Annotated in this window: 16 protein-coding genes; 8 read left to right on the top strand and 8 right to left on the bottom strand. The window is 52.1% G+C overall.

Features of this window, described 5'->3' with window-relative positions:
- Positions 1 to 111: 111 nt before the first annotated feature.
- Together ACMZ66_RS09195 and ACMZ66_RS09190 are read right to left on the bottom strand one after the other, a co-directional pair.
- Positions 112 to 1,479, bottom strand: a complete 1,368-nt coding sequence (locus tag ACMZ66_RS09195) for a DNA polymerase IV (RefSeq protein WP_416936610.1) — start codon at positions 1,477 to 1,479, stop codon at positions 112 to 114.
- A 162-nt stretch (positions 1,480 to 1,641) separates the two neighbouring features.
- Entirely contained in the window at positions 1,642 to 2,895 is a 1,254-nt protein-coding gene (locus tag ACMZ66_RS09190; protein WP_416936608.1) for an EAL domain-containing protein, read from the bottom strand.
- A gap of 317 nt (positions 2,896 to 3,212) precedes the next feature.
- Here ACMZ66_RS09190 and ACMZ66_RS09185 point away from each other — a divergent pair, with 317 nt between their 5' ends.
- The 3 genes from ACMZ66_RS09185 to ACMZ66_RS09175 all read left to right on the top strand — a co-directional run bounded on the left by ACMZ66_RS09185 (position 3,213) and on the right by ACMZ66_RS09175 (position 6,384).
- Positions 3,213 to 4,625: a tetratricopeptide repeat protein gene (locus tag ACMZ66_RS09185; protein WP_416936606.1), complete on the top strand. Its 1,413-nt coding sequence runs from the start codon at positions 3,213 to 3,215 to the stop codon at positions 4,623 to 4,625.
- 99 nt (positions 4,626 to 4,724) lie between these two features.
- Positions 4,725 to 5,450: an SAM hydrolase/SAM-dependent halogenase family protein gene (locus ACMZ66_RS09180; RefSeq protein WP_416936604.1), complete on the top strand. Its 726-nt coding sequence runs from the start codon at positions 4,725 to 4,727 to the stop codon at positions 5,448 to 5,450.
- A 109-nt stretch (positions 5,451 to 5,559) separates the two neighbouring features.
- Entirely contained in the window at positions 5,560 to 6,384 is an 825-nt protein-coding gene (locus ACMZ66_RS09175; protein WP_416936602.1) for an MBL fold metallo-hydrolase, read from the top strand.
- Positions 6,385 to 6,442: 58 nt separating this feature from the next.
- On the opposite strand, the gene ACMZ66_RS09170 is transcribed toward ACMZ66_RS09175, so the two are convergent.
- From ACMZ66_RS09170 to ACMZ66_RS09150, 5 genes are all read right to left on the bottom strand, one after another.
- Positions 6,443 to 7,138 carry an OmpA/MotB family protein gene (locus ACMZ66_RS09170; RefSeq protein WP_416936600.1) on the bottom strand — a complete coding sequence of 232 codons (696 nt, stop codon included), beginning with the start codon at positions 7,136 to 7,138 and terminating at the stop codon, positions 6,443 to 6,445.
- Between the two features lie 11 nt (positions 7,139 to 7,149).
- Positions 7,150 to 7,944 (bottom strand): motility protein A, encoded by a 795-nt coding sequence (locus tag ACMZ66_RS09165; protein ID WP_416936598.1) that lies wholly within the window; start codon positions 7,942 to 7,944, stop codon positions 7,150 to 7,152.
- A 129-nt stretch (positions 7,945 to 8,073) separates the two neighbouring features.
- Positions 8,074 to 8,880: a substrate-binding periplasmic protein gene (locus ACMZ66_RS09160; RefSeq protein WP_416936596.1), complete on the bottom strand. Its 807-nt coding sequence runs from the start codon at positions 8,878 to 8,880 to the stop codon at positions 8,074 to 8,076.
- 112 nt (positions 8,881 to 8,992) lie between these two features.
- Entirely contained in the window at positions 8,993 to 9,823 is an 831-nt protein-coding gene (locus ACMZ66_RS09155) for a substrate-binding periplasmic protein (protein ID WP_416936594.1), read from the bottom strand.
- 102 nt (positions 9,824 to 9,925) lie between these two features.
- The gene (locus ACMZ66_RS09150) at positions 9,926 to 11,638 is read right to left on the bottom strand and encodes a methyl-accepting chemotaxis protein (RefSeq protein WP_416936592.1); all 1,713 of its coding nucleotides are present in this window, start codon (positions 11,636 to 11,638) and stop codon (positions 9,926 to 9,928) included.
- A gap of 237 nt (positions 11,639 to 11,875) precedes the next feature.
- Between ACMZ66_RS09150 and ACMZ66_RS09145 the strand changes: the two genes are divergently transcribed.
- The 5 genes from ACMZ66_RS09145 to ACMZ66_RS09125 all read left to right on the top strand — a co-directional run bounded on the left by ACMZ66_RS09145 (position 11,876) and on the right by ACMZ66_RS09125 (position 14,611).
- On the top strand, positions 11,876 to 12,142 hold the full coding sequence (locus ACMZ66_RS09145; protein WP_416936590.1) for a hypothetical protein: 267 nt from the start codon (positions 11,876 to 11,878) through the stop codon (positions 12,140 to 12,142).
- Between the two features lie 342 nt (positions 12,143 to 12,484).
- Positions 12,485 to 12,718: a hypothetical protein gene (locus ACMZ66_RS09140; protein WP_416936588.1), complete on the top strand. Its 234-nt coding sequence runs from the start codon at positions 12,485 to 12,487 to the stop codon at positions 12,716 to 12,718.
- 158 nt (positions 12,719 to 12,876) lie between these two features.
- Positions 12,877 to 13,404 carry an adenine phosphoribosyltransferase gene (locus ACMZ66_RS09135; protein ID WP_416936586.1) on the top strand — a complete coding sequence of 176 codons (528 nt, stop codon included), beginning with the start codon at positions 12,877 to 12,879 and terminating at the stop codon, positions 13,402 to 13,404.
- 115 nt (positions 13,405 to 13,519) lie between these two features.
- Positions 13,520 to 13,966: a hypothetical protein gene (locus tag ACMZ66_RS09130; protein WP_416936584.1), complete on the top strand. Its 447-nt coding sequence runs from the start codon at positions 13,520 to 13,522 to the stop codon at positions 13,964 to 13,966.
- 102 nt (positions 13,967 to 14,068) lie between these two features.
- Positions 14,069 to 14,611, top strand: coding sequence for a Panacea domain-containing protein (locus ACMZ66_RS09125; RefSeq protein WP_416936582.1), 543 nt, complete (start codon positions 14,069 to 14,071; stop codon positions 14,609 to 14,611).
- A 33-nt stretch (positions 14,612 to 14,644) separates the two neighbouring features.
- Here the strand turns inward: ACMZ66_RS09125 and ACMZ66_RS09120 are convergent, their stop codons facing one another.
- Positions 14,645 to 15,586 carry a ChaN family lipoprotein gene (locus tag ACMZ66_RS09120; protein ID WP_416936580.1) on the bottom strand — a complete coding sequence of 314 codons (942 nt, stop codon included), beginning with the start codon at positions 15,584 to 15,586 and terminating at the stop codon, positions 14,645 to 14,647.
- Positions 15,587 to 15,605 lie beyond the last annotated feature (19 nt).

The following is a 15,605-nucleotide window of genomic DNA, read 5'->3' as shown; positions in this document are numbered from 1 at the left end:
TGATTTGTTTTTGGGTGCGGGCGCGGTGGTGTTCTTTTGATTATCGATTAAACGATATGATGTAATATATAATCCTATCGTATAGGTTTGGGATAGGTTTTATGTGACTTCTCAGAAGGGAAATCGCTTTTGTGCAGGTTTCTTTTTGTGTTGCCTGTATCGCCGGGTCAGGCTTTCGCGAATTTGCTCAGCCGTTGGACGCGGCAGTTCGATGATTTTGCGCGGTAATACTGCTTCGTTCGTATCGATGTCTTGGCGGATGTCAGGCTCATTTGCTTGTGCCTCGGCAAATAAATCGACCGGATCGGCCTGGTCCGCAGCAAACAGATCAGCAACGCCTACACCCAGCAGTCGGTATTTCGTACCATCCACTTCCTTTTTCAGAAGTGTCAGTGCAGCCTCGCGGATGACGTCTTCGCGTAAGGTGGGATAGGTCAGACGCATATTGCGTGTGCGTATTTTGAAGTCAGACGATTTCAGTTTCAGAACTACGGTATGGCCTGCTGTTTCCTTGCGTGCAAGATCACTGGCAACCCTTGCAGTCAGGCGGGTTGCGATGTCAGACAGTTCTGAAAAGCTTGCAATATCCTCGTTAAAGGTCGTCTCGGATGACAGGCTTTTCCGTTCTGAGCTTTGCTCGACCCGGCGATTGTCCTGCCCGCGTGAGAAGTAATAGAACCGTTTGCCGATGCTGCCATAGCGCCCTTGAAGGGCATGGATGTCATATTCCTGCATTTGGCCGATGGTTGTGATGCCATCGGCATGAAGCTTCCGCTCCATCGCCGGGCCAACACCCCACATCATGCGCACGGGCTTGTCCGCAAGGAAGCCCACGGCCTCGGCCGCGCCAATCATTGAAAAGCCAAATGGCTTGTTAAGATCGGATGCAATCTTTGCCAGAAATTTGTTGTAAGACAGGCCAATCGATACGGTGATGCCGACTTCACGTCGGATATCGGCTTGAAGCTCAATCAGGCATTCAGCCGCAGACTTTCCACGGTGTTCAAAGGCGTTTGAAAGATCCATGAAGGCTTCGTCAATCGACAACGGTTCGATATCAGGTGTCAGGGCGCGCATCATGTCCCGCACGCGATAGCCTTCTTGCTGATACTTCTTCATGTCAGGCTTCAGAAACACAGCATCCGGGCATAGTTCACGGGCCTTGAATGCGGGCATGGCAGACCGCACTCCGAACTTACGCGCCACATAGCAACAGGTCGAAACCACACCGCGATGCCCGCCGCCAATGATCACAGGCTGATCCATTAGCTCCGGCCTGTCGCGTTTTTCAATTGAGGCATAAAAGGCATCGCAATCCAGATGCCCGATCGACAGATCTGGCAGTTCTGCGTGTGCTATGGCCCGTTTGCCGCTGCAGATCGGGCAGGGCACATATGAACCGGTACCGCTTTTGGGAAGCGGCCTGTCAATGTTCAGTCGCCACTTGTGATGGCAATCGGGGCACAGCGCATAGATCATGTCTATTTGTACTGTTTTTGTTCCTGTTCTGCCAAGGGGCGAAAATGTGATTGATGGGGCGGTCGACGCGACTGCTGTCAGTTTCTGTCAGGAGCTGACATGAAAAAAGGCCGACGCAATGGCCGACCTTTTCTGTTAATGCGGTGTCAGTGCTTGAATGACTTATTTCTTTTGCTGGGCAGCCCGTTTGGCGCGACGCTGACGGGCCATCATGTGGTCGATATAGCGTCCCTGGAACAAGGTGATGCCAAGCGACTGGCCAAACTTGATTGCGGTCGGGGTATCACAGCGACAGAGAATTACGCGTTCTCGGCCCGAGTTCTTCACCAGCGTATCCATCTCGGAATACTTTTTGCGGATGACGTTATCGGTCATCTCTTCGCGCCATGCGACCTTGATGAAGTCTGCCTTCAGGCTGTTGCGGTCGACAAATGAAAGCAACTCAACCGTGAGGTTGTCGATCAGAATGCGGTAACCACGTTTATGGAAATCGTCACGTACCTTGAGATAGGTCTCGAGGTTTGAAAACAGATCAACCTGATTAAGCTCAATGATCACGTTGCCAGGCCATTTACTGCGGACTGTTTCATCGAACTTGTCAAAGTCCCGCGAAGTCAAGGTGCCAAGATTGAGATTGATCGAAAACGAGCTCGCATGTGTCTTGAACGTTCGCTTGCACAAATAGTTCAGCATGCGTTTGTCGAGAACTTCGGTCATGTGCTGGAACAGCCAGCGGTTTGATGCAAGATCGATATTTGGCATCAACGCATTACGCAAATCAGCAATCGAGACAAAGAACTCATCAAAAACCGGATGGAGCTCCCTGGAGCTGCCATGCGCAAAAACACAAACCGGCTGCTGGCGGATATGTTCAGAGAGGTCTGCGGAGTGAATGGTTTCTTCCAGCTGAGCGAGGTTTTCTGCATCAATCGGACGAAGAGTTTCGTCTTTTTCTCGCTGAATTGCCGTACGCATATTGCTGCTTTGCTGCAACTTCTTTGCGCGCTCATCAAGGTGCTGGCACAGCAGAAGGAATTCCTGGAATTCAGTATTAAGGTTGTACCAGGTGCAGAAACCGGTTTCTTCGCTTTCATCCTGCGAGAGCGGATCATCGCGGAAAAGATAACGCAGCGTATCAACTGCGGGCTCAACGTCGGCGATCGATTTGTCTTTCCAGACAAAGATCAGGTCGTTGTTGGTCAGAACAAAAATACGCCCGACATAAAGCTTAACATAGCTTTCAAAGGTATTGGTCGCCACGCGAATGTGATAGTCGCGACGATGGAACGGCTTCATGCGTGACAGGTGAATATGCACAGCCCGGTGCCCGTATTTACGGGTTTCCAGTCGTTGTACATAATCCAGCAACAGATATTCCTGTAGGGCCTGTTGGCCATATTGCTGCGGTTCAATCACGCGCGACCCCTGAAAGAAAGTAGTGTTTTTTCGTATTTATCGGCTCGTTCATTACACTGAACGGCGGAGCCTTATCAAATCATAATGTTCTGAAGGTCAGGTTAATATCCTATCCGCTCTTCTTTATATGAATGATCTGTAAGCTAGGACAAGTGCGCCATCAAATTGACAGATGTTTTTGTTTTAACGAATTGTTGGCAAGCAGAGTGCAAAATCAATGCGGTATGGGGGAAACTGGTGTCGAGTTGCATAAGCTATCGGGACAGCAGCACGATCGGGTTTCCAAAACAGATGTAAGAGAATAGGGGATTGGCGCCATGCAGGTATCCGCAAAGCGGACCGGAAACTGGCTGAAGATCGGCAAGGGGATTGCTGTGATCGGTATGGTTTCATGGGTGTCGGCCTGTGCGCCGCTGCTGGATCAGGACTTCTGGGACGAAGCGACTTCCTTCGCAGATGATAACTACACTGCTTTGGGTCTGCAGCAGTTGGCGACCGGTGACTATGCCTCAGCCGAAAAGCTTTTTGACGAAGCCCTTCGCAAGAATCCGCAAGACGGTCATGCGATGCTCTGGCGCTCGGTTCTATATCAAAACACCAACCGCCCGGATCGCGCGCGCGATGGTTACGACACGCTTATTGCGATGAACCCGGCTGGGACTGTATTGATGTCGACGGCATCTGGTACACAGCCACGGCCGCTGCGTGATGCTGCAGAATTTAATCTGATGCGCCTTCAGCGCGGCTTGCCGGGTTCTCTTAGTATCAATGATCAGATTGTAACGGGACCATCGGGGCTCGGAAATGCAGGCCCTGCATCTTCCGCAGGAATGAGCCAGCCAGCTGCTTCGCCAATGATGACAAGCAGCGCCACAAAGTCGATGGATATTCCGGCTGGTGCGGCGCTCAACGCAAGTGATGAGGCGATTGCCAAACGTTTTGCGATCCTGCGCAACCTTCAGGCCAATGGCCTTGTGACACCAGAAGAATATTCCGCACGTCGCTCTGCAAACCTTGGTGCGCTTCTGCCAATGAGCCAGCCTGCACCTTCGGCGTTTCTAAATAACCCGCCGCCAGAAGGATCGCAGGTCGAACAACGTTTGAACCAGTTGAACCGCAATCTGCAAATTGGTGCGATCACCGTGCAGGAACATGTTGCGGAACGCACTGCCATCCTTGATGCGCTTTTGCCAGCGCAACCGCGTCAGCGCGCAACGCCGCTTCCAGCACCACAGGGCTTGATGGACGCAGCACGCCAGATTGCACGTATTGAAGATCTGCAACAGATGAAGCTGGTCACAGCAGACGAGTTTAAACGTGAACGTGATGCGATTGAGGCAGCGATTGTTGAGCCAGCACAAGGCAACGTCATGACGCTCAATGCCGGTGAGCCGGTCCGCCGTGTTGCAACGGGTGAAAGTCGCCCGGTTCAGTCGGCCGATGAAATGGCAAAGCCGGATACAATGGCATCTGCAAGTTCTGCAATGTCATCGGGTGGGCGTTCTGTTCACCTTGCATCATATCGTAACGAAGGTCAGGCAGAGCGCGGTTGGCAGATACTGAAAGGTCGCTACACCCAATTATCACCACTTCAGCATAGTGTTACCCGTGCGGCCATTCCCGGTAAAGGGACCTATTACCGACTGATGGCAACCGGGCTGAGCGACAGTGCTGCTCAGTCACTTTGTGCTGATCTGAAACGTCGTGGACAGTTCTGCGAAGTGAAATAGAACTTCTGATCTGACGACCCATATAAACGCCGGTGGGGATCACATTTCCACCGGCGTTTTTGTCTCCGCGACAAGCAACCATCAAAGGACATGCGACAGATGATCTTTATCTTCAGCGATTTTGGCGTGAATGGGCCCTATAGCGGGACGATGCGTTCTGTTGTGATGCGCAATGCGCCAGATGTTGCTGTTTGTGAGTTGATGCTTGATGCGCCGGATCGAAACCCGAAAGCGTCGAGTTATCTTCTCGCCGCATTGACCCGCGAATTTACAAAGGGTGACGTGGTTCTTGCGGTCGTTGATCCCGGCGTCGGCAGTGTGCGAAAGGGTCTGGTGGTGCGGGCTGATGGGGTTACATATGTCGGCCCGGACAACGGGTTGTTTGAAATCATCATTCGTCGATCGTCGGATATTTCGATCCAGGAAATTGTTTGGTCACCCAATGAGACATCGGCCAGTTTTCATGGGCGCGACATTTTTGCGCCGGTGGCAGCAATGCTTGCGACCAAGCGGACGTTTGCGGCCAAGGATCTTGCCATTACCGATCGTTGTGCAGAGCCCCAGTCATGGCCTGATCAGCTGTCAGAGGTGATCTATATCGATACCTATGGCAACCTCATGACCGGGATGATGGCGCGAGAAGGCGAAGAAAAACTGATGATTGGTGATCATCTGATATCAAAGGCCCGTACATTTTCTGATGTCCGCCCGGGGGAGGGTTTCCATTACTGTAATTCGATTGGCCTTTGTGAAGTCGCAGTTAATTGCGGACGGGCTGATCAGGTGTTTGGTGCGCGTATCGGAACGCCGGTAAACGCGCGCTAACTTCATTGACGCAATCCTTGGTTGGTTTGTGACGATAAAATGTTATCTTTCAATGACGTTGCAGCAGTGATCCGTATCGAACTGTTAATCCTTGGACGGGACCTATTGAATGGCGATTGAGGTTAAATTCTGGGGGGTGCGTGGCAGCATCGCATGCCCGTCACCTGATCACGTTGTTTATGGCGGGAATACCAGCTGCCTTGAAATGCGGATCGGGGATGAGGTGTTGATCTTTGATGCGGGAACCGGCATTCGCAACCTTGGTAAGGATTTAATCCGCCGTAAGGTCACCAGCGCGACGATCTTTCTGACCCATACCCATTGGGACCATATCAACGGGTTTCCGTTCTTTGTCCCGGCTTATAACCCCAATGCGTCCTTCCATGTGATGGCAGGGCATCTGACCGATCAAGGCGGGGTCGAAAGCGTCTTTTCCGCCCAGATGGCCAATCCGACATTTCCAGTACCGCTGTCAGCGATGCAATCAAAGCTGACCTTTGAAGATTTTAAGGTCGGCGCTGTTTTGCGCCCGGCGGATGGCATTGAGATCAAGACAGCCCCCTTGCGTCATCCCAACGGTGCGACGGCATTCAGGGTCGAGCATGATGGCAATGCGGTGTGTTATGTCACCGATACAGAGCATGAACCTGGCAAGCCCGACGAGGTCATTCTTGATTTCATTCAGAATGCCGATCTGGTGATTTACGACAGCACATATACCGACGAAGAATTCCCGCAAAAAGTCGGATGGGGGCATTCAACCTGGCAAGAAGGCATTCGTCTGTGCCGGGCGGCGAATGCCAAGAAACTTGCACTGTTCCATCATGACCCGGACCACAATGATGCTGCCATGACCGTGATTGAGCAAAAGGCCCGATCAACCTGGTCTGGCGCCTTTGCCGCACGTGATGAGATGGTTCTGCATGTTGAGTAAATGGTAAGCGATCGAACTAAAAAAGGGAGCCGCAAGGCTCCCTTTTTTATGACGTCGATCAGAAGACCCGCGAATATTTGGGGAAGACCCTGATTTCAATGCGTCGGTTTGCTTCGCGGTTTTCCGGGATCGGATTGCCAAAATCATCGCGGTTCGGAAGTTTTGGTTTGGTGTCACCATAAGAAATCGCACGCATGCGTTTGCCATCCGGGTCTACACCCAGTGCGTGGAAGAACCTGACAACCGCAATCGCGCGGCCAGCAGCAAGTTCCCAGTTTGACGGAAAACGTGGCGAACTGATCGGGCTGTCATCTGTATGGCCAGTTACCTCAATCTGGAAGCCAAGATATCTTGGTTCCTGTAACAGATCGCCAATATCCTTAAGGAACAGAACAGCATCGTTGGTCAGATTGGCTGAGCCCGGCTGAAAGAATGATCCACTGCCCATCTCCATCAGGATGCCTTCGTCATCGGTCGAAACCGACACAGCACTGTCCATCGCCATGTTAAAGACAACGTCCTTGAGATCGGTCTCAAGCACCTGTGTCGGGCGCACAACATCGCGTTTACCGATTTCTTCTGCGATACCAGCCTGAACCTTCTCAAAGATCGGAATTTCGATTTTTGAAAAGCTTACCAGCATCACGAAGAACGCCATCAGAAGCGTAATGGCATCGGCATAGGTGGCAAGCCAGTCTTCGTTGACTTCCTCTTCTTCGACCGGTTGCATGCGTGATTTGCTGCGGCGTGCCATTGCGATACCCCTTATTTCGACGATTTGTCGATATTGAAGTGGATGGCAGGATCAAGGAACGAGTTCATTCTGTCCTGAATGGCGCGCGGACCCTTGCGGTCGGCCAACATGATCAGGCCTTCTGCGATCAGATAGTTGCGAAACCGCATGATTTCTTCGCGCTGCTGGATCTTGCTGGCAGCTGGCATAAAGAAAAAGCGCGCAGCAACAATGCCATACAACGTCGTGATCAGTGCAATTGCCAGACCTGCGCCAAGTGACGTTGGATCATCCGCCATTTTATCAAGCATGATGACGAGACCAACCAGTGTCCCGATCATGCCAAATGCCGGTGCAGCAGCAGCCATGCTTTTAAGGATCGCAACAGGCACAAGGTTACGGTTAAACGAGTTATCAATCGCGTTATGGAGCATTTCGGCGGTTTCTTCACCGTCATAGCCGGTGATGATCACTTCCATGGCCCAGCCCAGAAAAGGCTCATCCTTGCCAACACGTTCTGCTTCCTGCTCAAGGGCGTTGATGCCCTTTTTCTGAAGCAGATAGCCCCATTTGACAACACGGCCAACTTCCCCTGTCAGTTGGCCACGTCCCATCTGTGGGGCACGAAAAATTTTGAATATCAGTTTCAAGGCAAGCAGCACATAGCGCGCTTCATAGGCGATAAAGGTCGCCGCAAGCGTTCCGCCAATCACCATCAGTGCGCTCGAAAGGCTGACAAAGACCAAGTAATTATCGGTCGAGATCAATATCGATCCGATAAATAGTCCAAGGCCAACCATGATGCCTAAAATTGTCGTAAACGACATTATTCCCCCAATCCCCCGGGTCGTCTAATTGGGATTCCAATCAATGAAATGGCCCAAATTGATCATCAGTCTATAATTTTTTTCGTAAGAATAGGCCCGTAAATCATTTCTGTCCGGTTAATTTGGTCACTAATAGCCTGTCAGTGCAGCGTGTTTTGCCATCAAACCAGTTACCGTTCCGTCGGCAATCCGCCGTTCAATTTCGGCATTGATTGCTGGTATCCACTTTGTGCAGGGCGATGTTCGTGCGAATGCCATACACATCTTTGCTGAACTGATCGGAACATCCGTGATCCAAAGTTTACTTCGCGGTGATGTTCTTTTCTGCGCTTCCTTAAGCGAATAAAGCCCCTGTAATCCGTAGTCGGCACGCTTCTGATCAAGCATGTTGATGATCTGATCTGCACTATTGACCGTCATCATATTCAGGGAGTTTGCCATAAAGGCATCAAACTCTTCACCCCGACTTTCGCCGCGTGTCGTAACGCCGACAAGTCCGATCAGGTCATTGCGTTCATGATGTGAAGGTGGAGTATCGCCAACAGTAAACACAACAATCGGATCTTCGACATAGGGTCGAGTATAGGCCAGATCGCCCATCCGTTCAGGTACGAGATACACCGTTGTGAGCAGGTCAATGCCACCGTGGCGCAAAGTCGTGATGGCACGCATCCAAGGACCGATGTTTTGCACATCGATTTTTACCCCGATGTCCTTGCCGATCAGCTGAATAAGTTCAATCGCAGCCCCCTGAAAAACATCATCCTTCAGGTAGCTATAGGGCGGGTAGTTGCTATGGCTTGAAACAGTGATGGTGTCGCATGCTGCTTCCTGTGCAGATGCGCTCAAGGGCAGGGTGCCAAATCCAAGTGCTGCGGCAAAAAGGCCCGCCGCGGCAAAACGCCGCAAAGACCGTGGGGCAAAATGTTCAAACATAATCTGTATCTTTGTCGAACCCGCAGCAATTGCAAGATTGAAGGCAAGTACAAGTCAGCGGGTTTTAGTCAGGCAAAACGAACGAGCTTGTTGGTCAAAATCTGGAACCATTCTAAGACCCGTCTGGCCGGACGTAAATCGCAACCAGCTTATCAATGGTGCCAGCGTCCTTGTGACGGGCGATTTCCTGATTGATTTGGTCAATCAGAGTGCGACAGGGCGACTTGCGCGATATGGCCATATACATGTTCTCGGACTTGATCGGCGTGCTTGATATGCTGATGTCATTGGCAAAGTCGATCCGCCGTTTGGAACGTTCCAGCGTGTAAAGCCCCTGTACGCCATAATTGGCGCGGTCCTGGGCGATCATGTCGATCATTTGATCGGTCGTATTGACCCGCATCATGGTTAGGTATTGTTCTATAAACCGGTCAAAATCCGATCCCCAACTGTCGCCACGCGTGGTGACGCCAACTTTCCCAACAAGATCGTACCAGTCGTTAAAGGGGAACTCCGTTTTCGCCATGGTAAACATGACAATCGGGTCTTCGGCATATGGATCGCTATAGACGTAATCTTCTTCGCGTTCAGGCGTGTGATAGATCGCAACCAAAAGATCGATATCACCGTCAGTCAGGTTTTTGACAGCACGGATCCACGGGCCGACATTGCGGATTTCAACATGGATGCCAATGTCGCGGGCAATCATCCGAATAAGATCAATAGCGGCACCACGAAAAACGCCATTATCGGTGAAGTTAAAGGGCGGGTAGCCGGTGTGCCCCGAAACAATAAGCTGATCGCAGCTTGTACGGGCATCTTCAGATTGCGCGTGCAAAGGCGTTGGATGGATAAGCGTGATCAGTGTTGCAATCAGAACCGTGATTGCAAGGCCTGTGATCTGTCGCGAAATGCGGGCATATGAAAAAGCAACATACTGCATCTTTCATCATTTTTGCCTGCCTTGGGGCAAATACAAGTCCGGCGACAAAACAACCATCCAGGTTGTGATGTCGCCGGCAAAAAAGGCTATTTGATTGAGTGCTTAGGCCCTTCGAATATCAGCAAGGAAGTTATCAACCTGCTTGCGCAAATCGTTCGATAGCGCACCAAGTTCTTCTGCAACATCCAACACAAGATGGGCGGCCTGATCGGTATCGGCCACGGTATTGCTTACCCGTTCGATATTACTGCTGACTTCCTGCGTGCCAATTGCTGCCTGTTCGACATTCTGGGCGATTTCGTTGGTTGCTTCGGACTGCTCACCAACCGCAGTTGAGATGGTATTGGCCATATCCGTGATCCGTGAAATCACGGCTGAAATGTCACCGATGGATGTCACCGTCTTGCCGGTTTCTTCCTGAATGGCTGCAATCTGATCTGAAATCTCGCTGGTTGCGCGCGCTGTCTGGTTGGCAAGGTTTTTGACCTCTGCCGCGACCACGGCAAAGCCTTTGCCAGCTTCGCCTGCGCGTGCGGCTTCAATCGTTGCGTTAAGGGCCAGAAGGTTTGTTTGACCGGCAATGTCACTGATCAGCTCGACAATCTCGCCAATGCGATTGGCGACCTCAGACAGGCCTTCGACCGTTTCCGAAGACTGGGCTGCTTCGCGTGATGCTTCTGCGGCAATCTGGGTGGATTGTTGTGCTTGCTCGCCGATCTGGGAAATTGATGCTGACAAGTGATCTGCTGCATCGGCAACGGTTCTGACATTAACCGTTGCCTGTTCGGATGCGGCGGCAACGGTGGTTGCACTTTTGCTTGCGCGGTCTGCTGAGTCCACCAATCCACGTGCCGTGCTCTGCATGCGATCTGCCGATCCGGAAACGGCGGTCACGATCTTGGCGATCACGCCTTCAAACCCGTCAATGTGACGTTCAAGGTTTTGCATGCGTTCTTCGCGGCGGCGGCTTTCGGCCTGTTGCTCGGCTTCCATGCGCTTTTTGGCAATCGCATTGGTGCGGAAGACATCAACCGATTTCGCCATCTCGCCAATTTCATCACGGCGCGACAGGGCATTGATGTCAAAATCCGTATTCCCGTCGGCAAGGGCCGTCATATCCCGGCCAAGATCGGTCAGCGGACCGGTGACAATCCGCGACAACAGCACGCGCATGCCAATGATGGTGGCAATCGCAATCGCCAGCCCCCCGATCAGAATGCCAAGAAGAATGCGATTGGTTTTGGCCTGTTCCGGTGCAACCGAAAGGCTTGAGGACAGAACGGCAATCACGTCGCCTTTTTGGGCGTTCATCGCGCCATGGCAGCTAAAGCAAACTTCCGCTTCTGCGCCCTTGGTTTCGCCCAAGACAATCGGCATCGACAGGCGATAGGTGCCGTTTTCCGTATAACGGCCAATCATCTGTCCGGTTTCAATCGCTTCGAGATCGATATCGTCACGCGGGGTCTTGATCGGCTTGTCACCATATTCCTTCATATAGGCGGTGGTGGTAGGGCCCCATACAGACCAAAGCTCGCCCGGGTAGTCGGCATTGCGGCTGTCAAACCAGTTATTGAACACATTGATGCCGATATCATCGACATCATCGGGCCGGGCTGCCATCACATTAACGATCAGGGCATGCAAGGATGTCAGTTCGTTTTCACTAAGCTGATGGAGCTTCGCATCCATTGCTTTCTCTTCAACGAAGGTCATCATCAAAAGGGCGATGATCACGGTCGATGAAACGCCAAACGCGGACGCCCACATAAAACGTTTGCGAATGCTCATGGCGTTGAAGGCAGACAGAATACCCATTTTTGTTCCCCGGTCGCCGATTGAAGCCCGCATGCCCGGGCCGATCAGTGTTGTCACGAATAGGACACCATGCCTGATCGAAATATCGCTGCCTTGATATGGCTCAAGCGACACGGGAACATTGGTATAGGGAACGGCGCAATCCCGGCTAGGACTTGTCAGTAATGCCGCAAACAGGCATAACCGCGCCAGAAATTGTATTCGCCAGAAAAAACAGTTGAACGACAGGACGGTCAGATGACGCTTTCCTATAGCGACACGCGCAAGAAACTTGATCAGATCACCGCTGAGATGCTGGGCTTGATCCGCAAGTATGATCTTGATGCCGCCAGCCCGTTTGAAGTGATCGAGGTTGCCCGCCGCAAAATCACCGATCCGACCGACTATGTTCGCTTTCTCGAACTCTCGCTCGAAGGGCGGATTTACGGCGAGTACGGCGATGCGCTGCAAAAGCAGATCGACGAAGAAGCCAAACAGGCGGAAGCTGCCAAGAAGCTGAATTGATCCCCGGTTGATATAGGCAAAATCGCTGCAAATTCAGCGCGCTGTTTCCGAACACAGAAATAAGATCGAGGCCTGCTTTCCAAATCGGAGGGCAGGCCGTTTTCTATTGGGAACGCCGCAAAACTTGGCAGAAATCTTCTAATGTCAGCAGAGGCTAATTCTCTGGCATCAGGCGAATTGGGCAATCTGTCACAAAATCTTCCCGATCTTGTCACCGTGCTGCAGTTGAGAGGCCATGAAGTTCGGACTATATGGCTGCTGTGAACGACGCGTCGACAAAATGGTGTGGCGCACTTCGGCGGAAAAGCTGCCGAAAATCATACGAGCAACAGGATGGCTGACATGAAAAAGAGTTATGTCCAAACTCTAATGGAAGTCGAAAAAGTATTCGGTCAGATCAATGACCATGATTATCGCCTGTACCGCGCTGTCTGGGGTAACCGACAGGCAGCCCAAACAGGCCTGTCGCGTGGTACGCGCGCCGAAATCAGCAAGAAGCTGGCAAATGATTTCGTTGCCACGTCCAAACCGGCACCACAGGCCATCGTTCGCGGCACCACGTTGCACGCGGCCTGACCTCAAAACGATATCAGACGACAGGGCAGGTTTTCGTGATCTGCCTTGCCATTCCGGACGGTTTCAGGCATCAAGTGTCGCCGTACGTGACCAAACCGTGATGTTTGCGGATATTGGTACGTGCGCGTTCTGAACCTGACATCTGGCCGGAGTATCCCATGTCGATTAAGTCGTTGATCCGTACCATTCCCGACTACCCGAAAAAGGGTATCATGTTCCGGGATATCACGACCCTGTTCGAGGATGCCGAAGGCCTTCGCGAAGTGATCGACGCCTTTGCTGCCGAGTTTCAGGACAAGAAAATCGATATGATCGCCGGGATCGAAGCCCGTGGCTTTATCATCGGCCCGGCTGTCGCACTTGCGCTTGGTGTTGGTTTTGTCACCATCCGCAAACAGGGCAAGTTGCCTGCCGAGACCATCGGCGTGGAATATGAGCTTGAATACGGCTCGGACGTGATTGAAATTCACAAGGATGCAGTCAAACCGGGCAGCCGCGTTCTGATCATGGATGATCTGATTGCAACGGGCGGTACGGCATTGGCCGCAATTGATCTGATTGAAAAGGTCGGTGCAGAGGTCGCTGGTTGCGCCTTTATCATTGATCTTCCAGATCTGGGCGGAGCCAGGAAAATTCGCGATCGTGGCGTGGATGAGTTCCATTTGGTCGAGTTCGAAGGCGACTAATCGCTGCGATCCCTGCGATTTTGCGATTTTCTTGCCATTTTCCGCAATATTAATGTATAATGCATGAGTTGAATTAGGTTTCATCGATTGCCGCATTCCGGCAAGGCAGAGGAAAATGATCACACCGGTCCAAACCACTCAGACAGTTTCACAGGTCAGCCAGTATGGCCGGCTTGCGGCTGCGGGTGCGCGCGGTGTGGCGACGGTTGACCGCAACAACCAGGTCGAAGCTTCCTCGCAGCATTACACATATGATCCTGACGATGACGGCATTCTGTTTAATGCCTATATCGATGGCAAAAATCAGCGCCAGTCTGGAAATGGCAATCCCGGCGAACAAAAAGATCAGCGTACCGAACAACGCAACCTGTCGGCCGCGCGCCGATCAAGTGATCGCGAAGGTGCGGTTGAGGTTCAGGGCGACGGCGAATTTGCCAAGATGCTTGATCCTTCAATCCCGTTTGATCTTTCAAGCAACAGCGGAACGTCGTTTTACGCGGTAGTCAATGCCGTCGCACATGGCTTTGGCATCCGCGGCACGCAGCTTGACGCGACGGTCTAATATCTCCACATTTCGTGAAATCCTTAGTGCCGATGCTTGTTGTCATCGGGCTGAGCCCGTATGATTACGGATCGCTAAAATATCAGACCATCGGACCCAGCAATGAAGAACAAGCCGGTTCTACACACGGTATTCGAAGCCGCATTCAGGATGATCGACCTTGCCCTGAATGATAACGAATATCTACAGCCGCAAAAGCTGCACCGCTTGTTGTATCTGGCGCAGGCATATTACGGTGCCAATTATCACGGTAATATGCTGATGCCCGCCATCTTCGTTGCCGAGGAATTCGGGCCGGTTGAACCAAACCTTTATGCGGTGATGGAAGAATGCCGTCCTGACGTCCGCCTAAAACCGATTGATCCAAAGACCGCCCATTTCCTTGAAAGCATCTGGTCGCAGTTTGGCCATCACACGGTCGAGCATCTCAGCATGACCGTGCGCAACCATCCGCCATTTACCAAGGCCTATAAGGAAGGTATCGGGACGATCATTCCGTTCACCGAACTGGTCGAGTTTTATGCGTCTGTCCGCAAAAGTGCGACAACACCAGAAGCCAAGGAAGTTGTCCGCCCGCGCGTCATGCGCTCGCACAAGGGCAAGCCGGTTGCGACCACCGACTGGCTGCCACGCCGCATCAAGTAAGCCCGCCATTTTCAAGGGGTTGGATAGTCGGGCTTATTGTCCGAAAGTCAAATCCGTGCAGGGATCGCCACGTGCGATGTCGTTGGTAAACCACATGAAGTCAATATCATCGCGGTTGCCATATCGGTTGGCGTAATCATCAACGCTTGGCGGGTTATCGCTTGGGTCATCGGCTTCGATCATGCTGACAACGGCAATGTCTTCTGCATTCAACGCGGCATCAAAGCGGCGCAAATGCCACGGCACGGCGATGGTCGTGCGTACATGCATGTTGCCGGCAATCAGAAACGCGCCATCATTATCGTTGCCGTCAGCAGCTTCGGTCATGGCACTGGCCAATGACGCATCGCGGGCAAACTGCACCATGGAAAAGGCAGGCAACATGCTTTGCGGCAGCATGTTGCAGTGACCTTCGGCAATCTCAACATTGAACTGATCAAGCATGTCTTGCGGAATGTCCGGCAGGGCCAACTGTTGCGCCAGATCATCAGGAAGGGCAGCGACGCCATTCGAAATCAGGGGGCGCAACAAATCATCGGGCAAGTTGCCTGCAATCATCAAAAGATCATTGTCCTTGGCGGCCTGCGCAATCGGGGCATAGTCATGCCAAGACGGCCAGCCGCGATCTTCCCATGCCAATGCCGGTCCAAGATCGGATAGGGGAACATCAATCCAGTTTTGATCAAGGGTGACTTGCTGGTCGCGGGTAAACATTTCCCACACAACGGCACGATTGCGACCGTCCCGATTGGTCAGCGCATCAACAAGTTGGGCCTGATGGTGATGATGGATGGGATTGTCGTGCTTTTCACCGATCAGAACATATTTCCGATCCGCAAGCCTTCTGACCATTTCATCAAACATGATGTATTCACCCGCCCGAAGATCAAAAATCAGACCAGGTGCCGGGGGCAGGGTGTTCACATCCAAAACGGGTTTGATGGTCGTGCCGGTGTCTTGTGCCGATGACGGCATCGGAAGGTTTGCTGTAAAA

It is taken from the genome of Thalassospira sp. (assembly GCF_048059015.1).
Lineage (GTDB): Bacteria > Pseudomonadota > Alphaproteobacteria > Rhodospirillales > Thalassospiraceae > Thalassospira.
This window is presented reverse-complemented; position numbering and strand designations above follow the sequence as displayed.

Excerpts from the sequence above, each read along its gene's own strand:
- ACMZ66_RS09170 (WP_416936600.1), bottom strand. The coding sequence starts at position 7,138 with ATGGCACGCCGCAGCAAATCACGCATGCAACCGGTCGAAGAAGAGGAA.
- ACMZ66_RS09150 (WP_416936592.1), bottom strand. The coding sequence starts at position 11,638 with ATGGGTATTCTGTCTGCCTTCAACGCCATGAGCATTCGCAAACGTTTT.
- ACMZ66_RS09185 (WP_416936606.1), top strand. The coding sequence starts at position 3,213 with ATGCAGGTATCCGCAAAGCGGACCGGAAACTGGCTGAAGATCGGCAAG.
- ACMZ66_RS09160 (WP_416936596.1), bottom strand. The coding sequence starts at position 8,880 with ATGTTTGAACATTTTGCCCCACGGTCTTTGCGGCGTTTTGCCGCGGCG.
- ACMZ66_RS09130 (WP_416936584.1), top strand. The coding sequence starts at position 13,520 with ATGATCACACCGGTCCAAACCACTCAGACAGTTTCACAGGTCAGCCAG.
- ACMZ66_RS09180 (WP_416936604.1), top strand. The coding sequence starts at position 4,725 with ATGATCTTTATCTTCAGCGATTTTGGCGTGAATGGGCCCTATAGCGGG.
- ACMZ66_RS09135 (WP_416936586.1), top strand. The coding sequence starts at position 12,877 with ATGTCGATTAAGTCGTTGATCCGTACCATTCCCGACTACCCGAAAAAG.
- ACMZ66_RS09175 (WP_416936602.1), top strand. The coding sequence starts at position 5,560 with ATGGCGATTGAGGTTAAATTCTGGGGGGTGCGTGGCAGCATCGCATGC.
- ACMZ66_RS09155 (WP_416936594.1), bottom strand. The coding sequence starts at position 9,823 with ATGCAGTATGTTGCTTTTTCATATGCCCGCATTTCGCGACAGATCACA.
- ACMZ66_RS09145 (WP_416936590.1), top strand. The coding sequence starts at position 11,876 with ATGACGCTTTCCTATAGCGACACGCGCAAGAAACTTGATCAGATCACC.
- ACMZ66_RS09140 (WP_416936588.1), top strand. The coding sequence starts at position 12,485 with ATGAAAAAGAGTTATGTCCAAACTCTAATGGAAGTCGAAAAAGTATTC.
- ACMZ66_RS09120 (WP_416936580.1), bottom strand. The coding sequence starts at position 15,586 with ATGCCGTCATCGGCACAAGACACCGGCACGACCATCAAACCCGTTTTG.
- ACMZ66_RS09125 (WP_416936582.1), top strand. The coding sequence starts at position 14,069 with ATGAAGAACAAGCCGGTTCTACACACGGTATTCGAAGCCGCATTCAGG.
- ACMZ66_RS09165 (WP_416936598.1), bottom strand. The coding sequence starts at position 7,944 with ATGTCGTTTACGACAATTTTAGGCATCATGGTTGGCCTTGGACTATTT.
- ACMZ66_RS09195 (WP_416936610.1), bottom strand. The coding sequence starts at position 1,479 with ATGATCTATGCGCTGTGCCCCGATTGCCATCACAAGTGGCGACTGAAC.